The sequence below is a fragment of the Anaerobacillus sp. ABR4_321 genome (assembly GCF_056158505.1).
The window spans coordinates 2,953,689-2,968,137 of record NZ_JBSWTK010000001.1; the positions used below are offsets into that span (position 1 = coordinate 2,953,689).

Below are 14,449 nucleotides of genomic sequence, written 5' to 3' on the forward strand. Positions count from 1 at the left end.
AGTGGCTATTTGTCACCCATATAAAGTCTGATTTCAGAGCCTGCAGGTAATTTTACACCTGGATCAGGTGCTTGTGCAATAACCGTGTCTCCCTCACCACTCGCTTCAATCTTCAAATTGTACATTGCTTCCCTGATTTCTTCAGAAGTCATCCCTACAAGATTTGGCATCTCGATCGTCTCTTCGTCTAACCACGTTTTCTCTTTCTCAATTTGATCTTCCCTTTTCGGAACATCCATAACCGTCAAACTATCATTTATGATATTTCCAACAATTGGTGCGGCTACTACCCCACCGAATTGAAGTGTATCTTTTGGATTATCGATCGCTGTATAGACGACGATTTGTGGATCATCAGCTGGGGCAATTCCGATAAACGATACGATGTGGTTGTTTTTTAAATATGCACCATTTTTAGCCTTCTGAGCCGTACCGGTTTTTCCACCCACCCTATATCCTTCCACAAATGCGTTCTTACCTGTTCCAAGAGCTACTACGGTTTCAAGAGCGTGCCTTACTTCTTTAGATGTTTCTTCTGAGATTACCTGACGCTTGACCTGTGGCGTATTCTTACTGATTACAGCACCAGTATCAGGATCGATCCATTCTTTTGCGATATAGGGTTCGTATAATGTTCCCCCATTAACTGCTGCTGACACTGCTGTTACCTGTTGAATAGGTGTAACCGAAACTCCTTGACCAAAAGCAGTCGTCGCAAGTTCTAATGGGCCTACATTTTCTACGTCAAAAAGGATTCCACTTGCTTCACCTTGTAAATCGATCCCTGTTTTCTCACCGAATCCAAACTTGTGAATATATGAAAATAGTTTTTCTTTACCAAGTCGTTCTCCAAGCATCACGAAACCTGGGTTACAAGAGTTCTGCACACCTTCTAAAAACGTTTGACTTCCGTGTCCCCCACTTTTCCAGCACTTTAGCTTTCGACCCGCTACTTCAATACTGCCTGGATCATGAAAATGATCCTTCTCTAGATCGACCTTGCCCTCTTCTAACGCGGCTGCAAGTGTGATGATCTTAAACGTTGATCCGGGTTCATATGTGCTCCAAACAGGTTTGTTCTGGTTCCATATGTCTGGTGAGAAATCTTGAAAATTTTCCGGGTCGAAGTCCGGCCTTGAGGACATCCCAAGAATTTCACCTGTGTTCGGATTCATCGCGATTGCAACAGCACCATCAGGATTATAGGTTGCCTCGGCGATATCTAGTTCTCGTTCAATGATTGTTTGCACTTTAGAATCGATCGTCAAACGCAAATCCAATCCATCGATCGGCTTTGTGTAGTCATCAGCAAGCGAAGGCATTCTCTTACCTTTGGCATCCGCATAGTATTCGACCTGCCCCTGCTGACCACTCAATTCTTCATCATAGTAGAGTTCAATTCCTGTAAGTCCCTGATTATCAATACCACTAAACCCAAGTACGTGTGATAAAAAAGCACCGTTGGGATAATGTCTCTTATTGTCTTCAGCAATATAAACACCAGGTAAGTTCATCTTACGAATCTCATTCGCCTTTTCATTCGTCATCTTCTTGCCTTCTGGTCGAATCCATACCATCGATTGTTTTTGAGTAATCGTTTCGTACACTTTCTCTTTACTCGTATTCAATGATGCTGCGATTGCTTCCGCAGTGGAAGCCGGATTTTGCACCTGCCTCGGCACGATCAGCACGGACGGCGCACTTATATTCGTAGCTAATGGAACACCGTTTCGGTCGAGTATTTCTCCTCTATTCGGCTCGAACGGGATGTTTCTGCTCCAAGAGTCTTTCGCTTTTTCACTGAGCCAGCTGCCCATGACCAGTTGAACGTAGCCGAGTCTTGTTACGATCACAGCAAATATAAACAAACCTACGAGTAGTGCGACTACTAACCTTCTACGTACAGTGACATTGGAAACGCGCATAAGCTCATCCTCCCTGATTATGCTCGTTTCACTATATGTCATTGATTAGTCTAATAGACCTGCTAGTCCGTTATCTCTTCCTCTGGCTCTTCCTCTTCTTCACCTTCAGGAGGAGGTGATGGTTTCTTAAGCTCAGCAACGAGATAATCACCTTCTTTAACCGCAGCTCCTTTCGCTATTCCTTGCTTTGCTACGTAGCCAGCACCCATAATGTTCGGTTTAAGTTCCATAAGCTCAACAAGTTTCATCACATCTGTTAGTGACCACCCGGTTATATCTGGCATCGTTACTTTTCCATCCGTACGTAACAGGATTCGCTCACCTTCAAGAACTTCTGATTCAGGATGAGGAGATTGTTTTACGACCTTCCCTGAACCTCCGAGTACGGTAACGTTGAAGCCTTGCGCTTTAAGGTCTTTTTCAACTTTCTCACTATCTTCTCCAGTGAAGTCTTCGATTTTCCTAACATCATCCGATTCTTCAGACCCTTGTCCTTCAGCTTCTTCTTCTAACGGATCGATGTTTAAATACTGAAGACTATTCTTCATCACTGTATTAAACACTGTCGCAACTGGGTCGCTCCCTAATTCAGGATATTCAAGATCTGGTCGATCGACTGCTACGTACACGAGAAGTTCAGGATCCTCAGCAGGAGCCATTCCTAGAAATGAGAAGATATTGTTTCCATATCCACTCATATACCCTTTTGCACCTTGCGAGATTTGAGCAGTACCTGTTTTACCAGCGATCGAATACCCTTCGATGTCATAAGGAGTACCTGTACCCTCCGTTACGACCGTGCGAAGGATGTCTCTTGTTTTCTTTGCTGTTTCACTAGAAATCGGCTCACCCGCTACTTCTGGTTCGTGATTAAGTTTAACGTCCTTCGAGTCAGGATCTACGATTTTTTCGATTACATATGGCTTCATCATCTTCCCGCCGTTAGCAACTGCTGTGGCAGCTTGAATCTGTTGGATCGGTGTTATCGTTGAACCCTGACCAAAACCTGTCGAAATTCTTTCTAAGTCCCCACCATAGATGATTCTTGAAGACCCTTCTCCAGGTAGATCTACTCCCGTTTTCTTATCAAAAGCAAATTTTGAAAGGTAGTCTCTGTACGTATCATATCCAAGTTTCTCCTTTACGAGAATGGACATGGCAACGTTTGATGATTTCTGAACACCTTCATCAAAACTAATCTTACCCCAACCTTTACCATAGTTGTGGTCGGGAACCGTACCTCCAGGAACTGCGTATCTACCAGATTGATAGAGTTCATCTCCATTGTAGACGCCTTCCTCAATCGCTGCTGCAAGAGTGAATACTTTCATCGTGGACCCAGGTTCGAATGGCGAAATAGCCATATTCGTATAATCTTTTATATTCTTTAGGTTAGGATCAAACGTAGGTCTCGTTCCTAAGGCAAGTATCTTACCAGTGTCTGGATCTGCTACAATCGCGGTCATACGTTCAGGATTATAGTTTTCTTGCACATCATCCATCGCTCTTTCAACAAACAATTGGATTTTTTCGTCAATCGTTAAATAAACATCGTTGCCTCTTTTTGAAGGAGAAATGTGGTCGTTCCCATACGGAAGCTTGTACCCTTTTCGATCCGTTTGATACGTCTCTTTTCCTTCTTGAGGTAGAAGATACTTGTTTAATTGTTTCTCAAGACCGAGCAGACCCTCTTGAGTGCCATCATCATTTTCATTCGTGAACCCTAATACATGAGATGCGAACTCATCATTTGGATATAACCTTGTTTTTGATGGGATAAACCCGATGCCTGGAAGATCAAGCTCTTCGATTTGTTCTTTCTCGGACAAACTAAGGTCTTTTCCCTCTGATCCGAACTCGACTTGAAAGAGCCCTTCTTTCGATAGTCTCTCTTTAATCTCACTTTCACTCATATCGAGGACCCCAGCAAGTTCTTTCGCTGTTTTATCAACATCTTCCACGTGTTCTTCATAGCCTTCACTTAAGATTGCTCGAAGTGTGAATGAGGGAATATCCATCGCGAGTGCTTTCTCACCAGTCCGATCATAGATCGTTCCGCGATCAGCGTGAAGAATTTTACTTTTTGTCCATTTTTCTTTCCCGAGTTCAGTTAAGTCGACCTTTTCACCATTTTCTCCAGATACCGCTTGAGTCCATTCAATATAGAAAAATCGTCCAATAAAAGCAAAAAAGAGCAGGACGAAAAGTGCCATCAGTATCCCTGCTCCTCGATTAATATGTGGGTTCTTATTTGTTTCCTTCATTTCAGTGCAAACCTCCGAATTTATGATCCTCTGTTGATCACTTCTACGTTTTGATCATTCAGTTGCATGCCGAGTTTTTCTTCAGCAATATCAATAATTCGATCTGGTGCACTTAATTCTGTCACTTTCACCTGAAGCTCTTCATTTTGTTTCATTTGAGCCTGCTGCTTCGCTTCAATCTGTTGAATACTCGTATTGATATTATAGATAGAAGCATAATTGGAAATCATGATGATCGAAGCTGCTACAACTGCAATACTAAGCATCATCCAGAGCAGCTTTTCTCCTTTCGTGATTCTACCACGTTGAATATAAACTGCTTTCTTTTGTACTTCAACTTGTTCTTTTTGTGAATGCTGCTGTTGATACTTATACGCCAGGTTACTCATTCTTTTCCCCCTAACACTTTCTGTAAGTTTTATTTATCTTTTATTTATCTTTTATTTATCTTTTTTAATCTATATTTTCTCTGCAATTCTAAGCTTGGCTGAGCGTGCACGTCGATTCCCTTCCTGCTCTTCTTCAGAAGGAATGATCGGCTTTCTTGTAATCAGCTTCATTTCAGGTTGGTACTCATCCGGAATGATCGGCATGCCTGGAGGTAACTCTGGCCCTGAAGCCGCTTCTTTCATCGTGGTCTTGCATATCCTGTCTTCGAGTGAATGGAAGGTGATCACACTGATCCGTCCACCTGGGTTTAAGATCGACATCCCATCGATCAAAGCTTTCTCAAACACCTTAAGCTCATCGTTCACAGCGATTCTGATCGCTTGAAATATTCGCTTAGCAGGGTGTCCCCCTTTCCTTCTCGCAGGAGCAGGAATCGCATCCTTAATAATTTCCACGAGTTCGAACGTCGTCTCGATTGGATTTTGCTCTCTGGCTTTTTCAATCTTTCGAGCGATTTGTTTCGAGAATTTTTCTTCTCCAAATTTAAAAAATATGGATACGAGACGTTCATATTCCCACTCATTCACCACTTCGTACGCCGTTAGATCAGAAGATTGATCCATCCTCATATCGAGCTTTGCATCGAACTGATAGCTGAACCCCCGTTCTCCTTTATCAAGCTGTGGAGATGAAACACCTAGATCAAAAAGAATGCCGTCTACTTTTTCTACTCCAAGATCTAAAAGGGCTTCTTTTATATAACTGAAATTACGTTCTACAACCGTGAGCTTATCTTCATAGCCAGCCAACACCGTTTTCGCATTATCGATCGCCCATTGATCCTGGTCAAATGCATAAAGATGCCCTGTACTCAACTGGTCGAGTATCGCTTTAGAGTGACCTCCGCCACCAAGTGTACAGTCTACGTAAATGCCATCTTCTTTAATGTTTAGTGCATCGACTGCTTCTTCTTTTAATACTGTAATATGTTCAAACATGTTTACACCTTAACCTTCACTGCATATTAACCTTTTACATATCAAAATCCATCATGCTTTCTGCAATCTCAGAAAAAGATTCTTCTGAGGCATTGAAGTAGTCTTCCCAAACCGGTTTACTCCAAATCTCTAACCTGTTTGAAACTCCAATCACAACGCATTCCTTCTCTAGTTCAGCATATTGTCTAAGCGTCCCAGCAATGTTTACTCTGCCTTGCTTGTCCAATTGACATTCCGTCGCACCTGAGAAAAAGAATCTGGTGAAAGCACGAGCATCTTTCTTTGTAAAAGGGAGTGTTTTCATTTTTTCTTCAAGGGCTTCCCATTCTTTCATAGGATAACCAAAAATACATTTATCAAGCCCACGAGTGAGGACAAATGTTTCACCAAGTTCATCACGGAACTTTGCGGGAATGATCATTCTGCCTTTTTCATCAACAGTGTGCTGATATTCCCCCATGAACATTGGCTTTCCCCACCTTCCCCACTTTCTACCTTTAAGTTACCACAACTCCCCACTTTTCACCACTAGAAAATGTATTCGTGCACCAAAATAAAAATCCTGCTGTGATCAGCAGGATTTTTTAAGAAAATTTCATTGTTTTTTTACAAATACACAACTTTGTGTTTTTCGTTTAGTGACAGCTCTAAGTTCATGAGACGTTCGATAAAATCAGGACCATGCCAGTTCAAGTAATATACAATGTTCCATTTTCTTTCCTGTGGAGCACCATTCGGTTTTAATGCAAGTCCGATCTCATCATATTTTATAAGCGTATGTTCATGTCGCTCTAAAATCGTTGCCTGCAGTTTTTCTTTAAGAAGATCTAGCTGCCTTTGAATAAATTCCCCATTTTTGTTGGAATATCGCTCTAAACCTTTATCGACATTAGTCGTTAACTGCCTCAAATCGTCATGGATAGCTTCTATCTTCTCCCCGGCACTCGAGAACGTTTCTTCTAATCCATAGTGATCGAGGTTTTCAATATAGCGATTTCGGTAAGACATGACACCTTCTTTTACAATGTCATCTATTGATAGTGAGAGCTCTGATGCATATTTTTGAATATGTCGTTCTACAAACGTAAACGTCATTCTCGGAACAATAACCGGCATTTTATAATCAAACACCCGAAATGCTGACTTCAATAATGCCCAATATGCAAGTTCCCCAGGTCCACCAACGAAGGCGAGAACAGGAAACATCGCATCTTGCATAATCGGCCTCGTCACGACATTATTACTCAGCTTATCCGGCTTTTCCTCTGCTAGCTGAAGTAATTCTTCTTCTGTGTATTCTACTTCACCAGCTTTCCCTCTGAACAGCGACCCTTCTCGTTCGAGTAAAACACGTTCACCTTTCACTTTCACAAATAAGTTCGCCTGATTTTCATCAAGATCAACTTCTACCGGGTAGTTACACTCATGTAGTGAGGCAGCTTGGTCAAGGACGCTCTTATTAATGCGTTCATTGTCTTTAATTATGGTTTTAAACACACTTGATTGAATACTCCGAAATGCCTCATTCCCTGAGTCGACCAAGACAAGACCGTACTTCGAGAAAAGGGCTGTGATCATATGACAAAAGTGATCGACGAACGTAGTAGAACGATCTGTGATGTTTTCTAACCAGTTTAGAATGTCGTTTGTGTAATCCGTTTCACCAAACTCATGAAGAACGTGGTCCGTCCATTCTTTGATCGCTGCTTGATCGAGCTCAATATCTGAAAGCGCCTGTTTTCGATATTGCTTTTGAGGGACCGCTACTTTCGTTTCTTTCTCACTGAACGTATACACGTGGTTTACTTCATGAAAATCATGATCCTCACCTGCTATCCAAAATACCGGGATAACCGGAACGCCAAGTAGTTTTTCTTTTTCTTCAGCAAGTTTAATTACGGATATTGCCTTGTTAATCGTGTAAAGCGGACCGGTCAGTACACCAGCCTGTTGACCGCCAACTACGGTCACAGCATCTTTTCTTTTCAGTCTCTCGATGTTTTTCAATGCCTTCTCATCTGGATGATAAACTCGATTAAACGCCTCGAGGTGGTCTGCTAAAGCTGCACGTTCAAAATCACGCTCCATCAGTTCCTGGTAGCGCTCTTCATAAGACTCATTCGTTTGATATGTATAGTCAAAAAAAGCTGAGATGCTTTTGTTCCTCGCGATGTAATCGGTAGCAATTACATTTGTTCCCGGAAGGAAATTTTCGGTGAGTTTCATTGCTATTTCTTCCTTTCTCGACACAAATACGGTATTCCGCCTGCATAATCCTTAGTTAGTATATCAAACTGACCCCACTGCTACCAAAAAAAAAGCTTATGAGTTACACCGTAGCAATACGGTGTGCTAACCCAATAAGCAATAGTAGAACATATCCAGTTGAAAATACGAGAAAATTGAAGCGCCATGCTCCTTTCATCACTCTTTTAATACTGATATCTCCCTTTGTTTTCCAATGAAGAACAGTGAAACCAACCGCAATCATAATCATAAGAATAAAGATTACCCATAAAAAAGAGCGTTGAAAGAGCTCTACGCATATGAAATGGACGCTTAGAATAAAAAACAACGTGGATAGATCTGTTGCGAGCCGGATAGAATGTTTCTTCTTCTTCGTTACTTTTACAGTAAAAATATAGACGATGTACCAGGCTAGAAGCGGTACCGTCACAGCAGTTGCAACGATGCCAATCAGAACATCTCCCATTACAACCTCTCCCCCAATTTCAATTCCATCCCTTTGACCGCATCAAACACAAACCTTGTGTACGGAACATCGATCCCTTTTAATGAAGCTTCTCTTAACACAAACCCTGAAATTGCATCGATCTCTGTTCTTCGTCCAGCTTTAAGATCTGCTAGCATCGAGGAAGTATTGGCTGCTGTAAGTTGACACACACCTTGCACTCTGTTCAAAGATTCTTCAAATTCAAGATTCAAAACGGTACTGGACTCTTTTATTAATTCTCTCAAGATCGCAAAATACCTAGGGTTTGTCATCAATTCACCGTTTAAAATTTTGAAGATGGCTGTCAGCGGATTAATTCCACAGTTTATGACAAGCTTCTCAGATAATAACTTGTACCAATTCTCTACATGCTGAATCGATAGGGTTTCATCGCACAACGTGCTTAATAGTGACCATTCTCCAGAATAGCTGCAGATTTTCAAACTGCCTTTACCTGTATGGATAACTGAAATATCATCAATTTTTTTCGCTCCATGGTCAAGCGTACCTACAGCAACGTTCTTGTGTAGGGTCTCAAGAAAGCGAACGTGCCCCATTCCATTTTGAATGAATAAGAGATCAGGCTTTGAACCTTTTTGATATGTATGATTGATCATGTTGATCACTTCTTCAACTTGATAAGACTTTACAGCAACGACGACAATATCTGGATTATCAGGTAAAGAAGTTGAAGCTCGCACCTGATAAACTGCTTCTACACCTTCACTTCTATAACAAATCCCTTTTTCAAGGAGCAGATCAGCTTGCTCTTCTCGTCGTGTGACCATCGTTACCATATGCCCAGATAAGGAAAATGAAGCACCAACAAGAAGACCAACTGCCCCAGCTCCGATAATCGTGATGTTCAATTGGATACACCTCTCCATTCTAATAGGCCGAATGCACTACGGCTAGTTTAGCATAGTTTTCCATCCTTTTTAATCAAAAAAAACGATGTGCTGTTCAGCCAAGTGGGGTATTTCGTATGTATTGGTAAGAAACTGTTGAAGGGGTGGAAAATGATTGCGATCCATTAGGAAGTGTTTTGTGTTTTTCTTGTTAGCAGTCTTAGTGTTCACTATAGGGTGCTCCACTATTGGAGGAGACAACTTAAAAGAAAACGCTAGTGAGCAAAACGTTCGAACCGTGTTACTAAAGCAGTTTAATGGACCTGATGAAGAACAGGAAGAGCTTATAACCTCCTACGATGGAGATTTAGAAACGTACGCCACTATACTGTCCGAATACAATAAAGAACATTTCAAGCCCTATATGAGTGAACGATATTATGAAAATTATATAGTGAAAAACAACGGCTCATTGATGTTCTTACGCATGGCGCATCCTAATCATGTACTGAAAGTTAGAGAATTAACGATTAAAGAAAATGAAGATAAAGACGCTTTTGATTTTACAGTAAACGTAACTACGACTACTAATTCCGAAAGTAAACCATTAAGTGTTGAAGGTACAGCTCATACAAATGAAGACGGTAAGATCACGAGTATCCACTACCTCAATATAGAAGATATCCGGACAACATTAGATAAATAAGTGTACCGCTTACTGCTCTAAATACCGAGAGCGTTCTACATCCGAAAATCCCTTAACGGAAACGTTAAGGGATCTTTTTCTTCTATTACACTGGATAAACAGGGTGTTTCTTATCAGGCGCACTCATCTCTTTTGACTCGTAGTAAGATAATCGATCGACGAGCACTTCTCTTAGTTCATTACCAGGAACGATATCGTCAACGATCAATTCAGACGCAAGTCGGTAAATATCAATGTGTTCCTTATATTCCTGATGCTTTTCTTTCACATATTCGATACGTTCTTTTGGATCTTCAATCGCATTTATTTTATTAGCATAAACCGCGTTCACAGCTGCTTCAGGTCCCATCACTGCAATTTGAGCAGTCGGCAATGCGATACAGCAGTCCGGCTCGAAAGCAGGTCCTGCCATCGCATAAAGTCCTGCTCCGTATGCTTTTCGAACCACAACAGAAATTTTCGGTACCGTTGCAGAACTCATTGCGGCGATTAGTTTTGCACCATGCCTTATGATACCAGCACTCTCTACTTTTGTACCGATCATAAATCCTGGTACATCTGCAAGGAAAACGAGCGGAATGTGGTACGCATCGCAGAGCTGAATAAACTTAGCGCCTTTATCAGCTGAATCTACGAATAAAACCCCACCCTTTACTTTTGGCTGATTCGCGATGAGACCAACAACTTTTCCATCGATTCGAGCGAAACCAGTGATCAATTCAGGTGCGAACAATTTCTTCATTTCGAAAAAACTATCTCCATCTACTAGTGCATCGATTAAATCATACATATTAAAAGGTGCATTTTGGTTTTCTGGAACAATATCTGTAATCGATTTTTCTAATGAAGGCAGCTTCCCTTCTAGTTCAGGCGTTCTTTTATGAAAGTTGCCCGGAAAGTAGCTTAAGTACTGACGACCAAGTTGGATCGCATGCTCTTCATTATCTGCGAGAACATCTCCACATCCGCTCTTGCTGCAGTGCATTTTCGCACCACCCATTTCTTCGAGCGATACTTTTTCACCGATTACCTTTTCAGCCATACGTGGTGAGCCAAGGTACATAGACGCATTTTTATCTACCATCACCACGATGTCACAAAAAGCAGGTATGTAAGCCCCACCAGCAGCTGACGGTCCAAACAACAAGCAGATTTGCGGAACCATGCCAGACATCTTTACTTGATTGTGAAAGATTCTTCCTGCTCCTCTTCGGTTAGGAAACATTTCTAGCTGATCAGTAATTCTTGCACCGGCTGAATCAACAAGATACAAGATCGGCACTTTGAGATTCATCGCTGTTTCTTGAATGCGAATGATCTTCTCTACTGTTCTCGCTCCCCAGGACCCTGCTTTAACGGTAGAGTCGTTCGCCATCACACATACTTTTTCACCGTTTACTTTCCCGATCGCGGTAACAACGCCGTCTGCAGGAAGGTCGCTCGCAAGATTGTTTGCAAATTTACCGTCTTCCGTGTACTCACCATTATCGAACAGTAAATTCAACCTGTCACGTACGAACATTTTGTTCGTTTCTTTCAGTTTCTGGTGGTACTTCTCTGCACCACCAGATTCTATTTCTTTAGATTTATTTTCTAGAAACTCTTCAAGATGATTCATGATGAACCTCCTTCATTTCATTAGATTGAGCGCTCGTTCAGCAATTTGACCTACTTAATTGTAACGAGTACATCGCCTTCGTTTACAAAATCACCGATCGTTACTTTTACTTCTGCCACAGTTCCATCTTCAGAACCTTCAACAGGAATCTCCATCTTCATGGACTCCAACATTACAAGTTCTTGTCCAGACGTAACAGAGTCTCCCTCAGATACCATTACGTTTAAAACTGTACCTGCCATTGATGATTTAATTTCGTTCATTGTTGTCATACCCCTTTTGTTAGTTATTTTTTGTGAGCTAGTTTTTTAGATAAGTATGCTGTTGTGTAGTGACCATTCTGAAAATCAGATTCTTGCAGTAGATTCTCAAACAAAGGTCCATTATGCTTAATCCCTTTAAGTTGGAATTTGCTAAAAAATGTTCTAGCAATCTCCAAAGCTTCCTTACGATTCTCGCCGCTCGCAATGATCTTTGCGATCATCGGATCATAAAAAGGTGATACCGTCGATCCACTTTCGTAGCCACCGTCAATTCTGATTCCATCTACTTCCGGAAATTCGAGCGACTCGATCTTACCTGGTGAAGGCATGAACGTGTTCGGATCTTCAGCATATAAACGGAACTCGATACTATGACCGCTTGGAGAAATCTCTTCTTGTGCTAGAGGTAAAGCTCTACCTTCAGCGATCAATAGCTGCCATTCAACAAGATCGACGCCGTTTGTTTCTTCCGTTATCGGATGTTCAACTTGTAATCTCGTATTCATCTCAAGGAAATAGAAGTTCTCTTCTCCGTCCATGACAAACTCGACTGTACCCGCATTCGTATAGTTAACTTGTTTAGCCGCATTGACCGCCGCTTCTCCGATCTTATTACGCGTTTCAGGTGATATAAATGGAGAAGGCGTTTCCTCAACAACTTTTTGGTTCCTTCTTTGAATCGAGCAATCTCTTTCATAAAGATGTACGATGTTTCCGTGGTGATCACCAACGATTTGGACTTCGATGTGACGTGCTTCATCGATAAACTTCTCTACAAACATCGCACCGTTGCCGAAATAAGCCTTGGCACGATTCTGACTCGAGGAGAATGCTTTTTCTAAGTCACCGTCATTCTCACACCGCTGCATCCCGATTCCACCGCCGCCAGCGGCAGCCTTAAGCATGACGGGATAGCCTACTTCATTCGCATAAGCGATTGCCTTTTCTGCGTCTTCGATTTCCGTGCTCCCAGGTACAACTGGTACACCTGCATCGATCATCGTTTTCCTTGCCGTGATCTTGTCACCCATCGCTTCCACAACGTCAGCTGATGGTCCAATGAACGTGATTCCTTTTTCCTCTATTCTTCTTGCGAATGAGGCATTTTCGGATAAAAATCCATACCCTGGGTGAATGGCATCTACTTTCTCTTCTTCAGCAACTCGAATAATTTCATCTTGATTTAAATATGACTTTGCAGCTGGAGGATCTCCTATTTCATGCGCATGTGTCGCATTTCTTACATATGGCATATCCTTATCAGCACTAGAGTACACAGCGACCGTTTCGATTCCTAGCCTGCTGCATGTTCGAATAATGCGATCTGCAATTTCACCGCGATTTGCTATTAGTATCTTTTTCACAATACCTCTCCCTTCCCAGCACAATATACAGGTTGAAAACCCTTACATTAATCATATCATTAATTCACCGTCACGTTTCAACAAATATTCAAATAATTCCTTTTATATTTTGTTTTTCGAAATGAAGAAAAGTTTCGTGTTTTCGGTTATAATTGAGGAAAGAACCTTTTCTTTTAGAAAAAGAGAGGAATTTGTAACTACGACGGAGGGGGCACCATGATGGTAGATTTAACAGTAAGACCACTTGTGATCAATTACAAAACTCTAGAAGAGTTCAAGAAATTTAAAGAGTATGGAATCCAAGAACTATCGATGATGGAAGACTTACAAGACAACATCATCGAAAATGATAGTGAATCACCGTTCTACGGCATCTATTTTGGCGACAAGCTAGTTGCTAGAATGAGCTTATATCGAATCGATGCGAAGTATGACAGATACTTCGATCCACCTCAAGATTACTTGGAGCTCTGGAAGCTAGAGGTACTCCCTCAATACCATGATCGGGATTATGGATCAACACTCGTAAATTTCGCAAAAACATTTAACCTACCAGTAAAAACAAACGCAAGACAAGGTTCTAGTCAGTTTTGGGAGAAGATGGGCTTTGAAGCCGTTACGTACAATCCAGAACGTGACCGCGGAGAGAACCCGTATGTTTGGTATCCTGAAGGTGTTACAGAGCAGGATGTATAAAAAATAGGAACAGCCCATCGTGGGCTGTTCCTATTTCTTTACTTTCTCTAGATTGCCATTAGAATCCATTTGAAACCGTATGTTTCCCTGATCCTCATCTTTAAAAACAACCATTTTCCTTGCTCGCTCCATAATCTCCAATAAAGATTGATAGTCCTCTTGAACCATGACATATTCTTTTTCGATTTGTAAGAGCTGTTGTTTTAGCTGTTCATTTTCCATTAATATCTCTTTATAAGATTCTTCTAACCCGCTCACACTAGTAATGCAAGACTTTGTTTGGACAAGGATTCTAATCGCTTCATCAATCATAGCAATGCTATCTTGATCATGATTTCCTTCTGATTCTTTTTTTGGCTCGTTGTAAAGACCACTTCTTTTCTGTTCCTTACGGTGCTTTTTGGCAAGAACGATAGCCGATTCATATTGTTTCCGAATAAGCGAATTCCACCTGAAACCACAAGCTGCAGGCGTCCTTGATAGTTTCTTCCCTACTTCCTCAAACGCAGCAAGCTGTGTACTCGCTTCTCGGATATGCCTTAAGACGACTTCAGCTAGTAATACATCTTCATCCTTAGACCAAGCATCCTGACGAATGGGTACCAAACGCAATCCCCCCTAAAATAAACTTTTTACAGTCATC

At 41.5% G+C, this 14,449-nt stretch carries 14 protein-coding genes; 2 read left to right on the plus strand and 12 right to left on the minus strand.

The genetic code is table 11. The annotated features are described in order from the left end of the window. Nucleotides 1-5: 5 nt before the first annotated feature. From ACXADT_RS15325 to ACXADT_RS15360, 8 genes are all read right to left on the minus strand, one after another. On the minus strand, nt 6-1,925 hold the full coding sequence (locus ACXADT_RS15325; protein ID WP_270181784.1) for a stage V sporulation protein D: 1,920 nt from the start codon (nt 1,923-1,925) through the stop codon (nt 6-8). 62 nt (nt 1,926-1,987) lie between these two features. Next, nucleotides 1,988-4,189 carry a penicillin-binding protein gene (locus ACXADT_RS15330; protein WP_474831810.1) on the minus strand — a complete coding sequence of 734 codons (2,202 nt, stop codon included), beginning with the start codon at nt 4,187-4,189 and terminating at the stop codon, nt 1,988-1,990. Nucleotides 4,190-4,209: 20 nt separating this feature from the next. Continuing rightward, nucleotides 4,210-4,578: a cell division protein FtsL gene (ftsL, locus tag ACXADT_RS15335; RefSeq protein WP_270181782.1), complete on the minus strand. Its 369-nt coding sequence runs from the start codon at nt 4,576-4,578 to the stop codon at nt 4,210-4,212. A 69-nt stretch (nt 4,579-4,647) separates the two neighbouring features. Next, nucleotides 4,648-5,577, minus strand: a complete 930-nt coding sequence (gene rsmH / locus ACXADT_RS15340; protein WP_474831811.1) for a 16S rRNA (cytosine(1402)-N(4))-methyltransferase RsmH — start codon at nt 5,575-5,577, stop codon at nt 4,648-4,650. Between the two features lie 34 nt (nt 5,578-5,611). Then, nucleotides 5,612-6,043, minus strand: a complete 432-nt coding sequence (gene mraZ / locus ACXADT_RS15345) for a division/cell wall cluster transcriptional repressor MraZ (RefSeq protein WP_474831812.1) — start codon at nt 6,041-6,043, stop codon at nt 5,612-5,614. 140 nt (nt 6,044-6,183) lie between these two features. Next, entirely contained in the window at nt 6,184-7,803 is a 1,620-nt protein-coding gene (bshC, locus tag ACXADT_RS15350; RefSeq protein WP_474831814.1) for a bacillithiol biosynthesis cysteine-adding enzyme BshC, read from the minus strand. A gap of 103 nt (nt 7,804-7,906) precedes the next feature. Further along, the gene (locus tag ACXADT_RS15355) at nt 7,907-8,290 is read right to left on the minus strand and encodes a DUF3397 domain-containing protein (RefSeq protein ID WP_474831816.1); all 384 of its coding nucleotides are present in this window, start codon (nt 8,288-8,290) and stop codon (nt 7,907-7,909) included. Continuing rightward, the gene (locus ACXADT_RS15360; protein WP_474831817.1) at nt 8,290-9,180 is read right to left on the minus strand and encodes a 2-dehydropantoate 2-reductase; all 891 of its coding nucleotides are present in this window, start codon (nt 9,178-9,180) and stop codon (nt 8,290-8,292) included. Before ACXADT_RS15360 ends, ACXADT_RS15355 begins: the two co-directional genes overlap by 1 nt. A gap of 178 nt (nt 9,181-9,358) precedes the next feature. On the opposite strand from ACXADT_RS15360, the gene ACXADT_RS15365 reads away from it, so the two are divergent. Then, the gene (locus ACXADT_RS15365; protein WP_474831819.1) at nt 9,359-9,865 is read left to right on the plus strand and encodes a hypothetical protein; all 507 of its coding nucleotides are present in this window, start codon (nt 9,359-9,361) and stop codon (nt 9,863-9,865) included. Between the two features lie 85 nt (nt 9,866-9,950). Here ACXADT_RS15365 and ACXADT_RS15370 read toward each other — a convergent pair whose 3' ends face one another. The 3 genes from ACXADT_RS15370 to ACXADT_RS15380 are packed head-to-tail and all read right to left on the minus strand — an operon-like array spanning nt 9,951 to nt 13,110. After that, nucleotides 9,951-11,483, minus strand: coding sequence for an acyl-CoA carboxylase subunit beta (locus ACXADT_RS15370; protein WP_474831820.1), 1,533 nt, complete (start codon nt 11,481-11,483; stop codon nt 9,951-9,953). 50 nt (nt 11,484-11,533) lie between these two features. Beyond that, on the minus strand, nt 11,534-11,746 hold the full coding sequence (locus ACXADT_RS15375) for a biotin/lipoyl-binding carrier protein (protein ID WP_474812186.1): 213 nt from the start codon (nt 11,744-11,746) through the stop codon (nt 11,534-11,536). A gap of 23 nt (nt 11,747-11,769) precedes the next feature. After that, complete coding sequence (locus ACXADT_RS15380) at nt 11,770-13,110, minus strand: acetyl-CoA carboxylase biotin carboxylase subunit (RefSeq protein ID WP_474812188.1); 1,341 nt, start codon at nt 13,108-13,110, stop codon at nt 11,770-11,772. A 219-nt stretch (nt 13,111-13,329) separates the two neighbouring features. Between ACXADT_RS15380 and ACXADT_RS15385 the strand changes: the two genes are divergently transcribed. Next, on the plus strand, nt 13,330-13,806 hold the full coding sequence (locus ACXADT_RS15385; protein ID WP_270182057.1) for an N-acetyltransferase: 477 nt from the start codon (nt 13,330-13,332) through the stop codon (nt 13,804-13,806). Between the two features lie 30 nt (nt 13,807-13,836). Here ACXADT_RS15385 and ACXADT_RS15390 read toward each other — a convergent pair whose 3' ends face one another. Continuing rightward, complete coding sequence (locus tag ACXADT_RS15390; protein WP_474812191.1) at nt 13,837-14,412, minus strand: RsfA family transcriptional regulator; 576 nt, start codon at nt 14,410-14,412, stop codon at nt 13,837-13,839. Between the last annotated feature and the right edge of the window lie 37 nt (nt 14,413-14,449).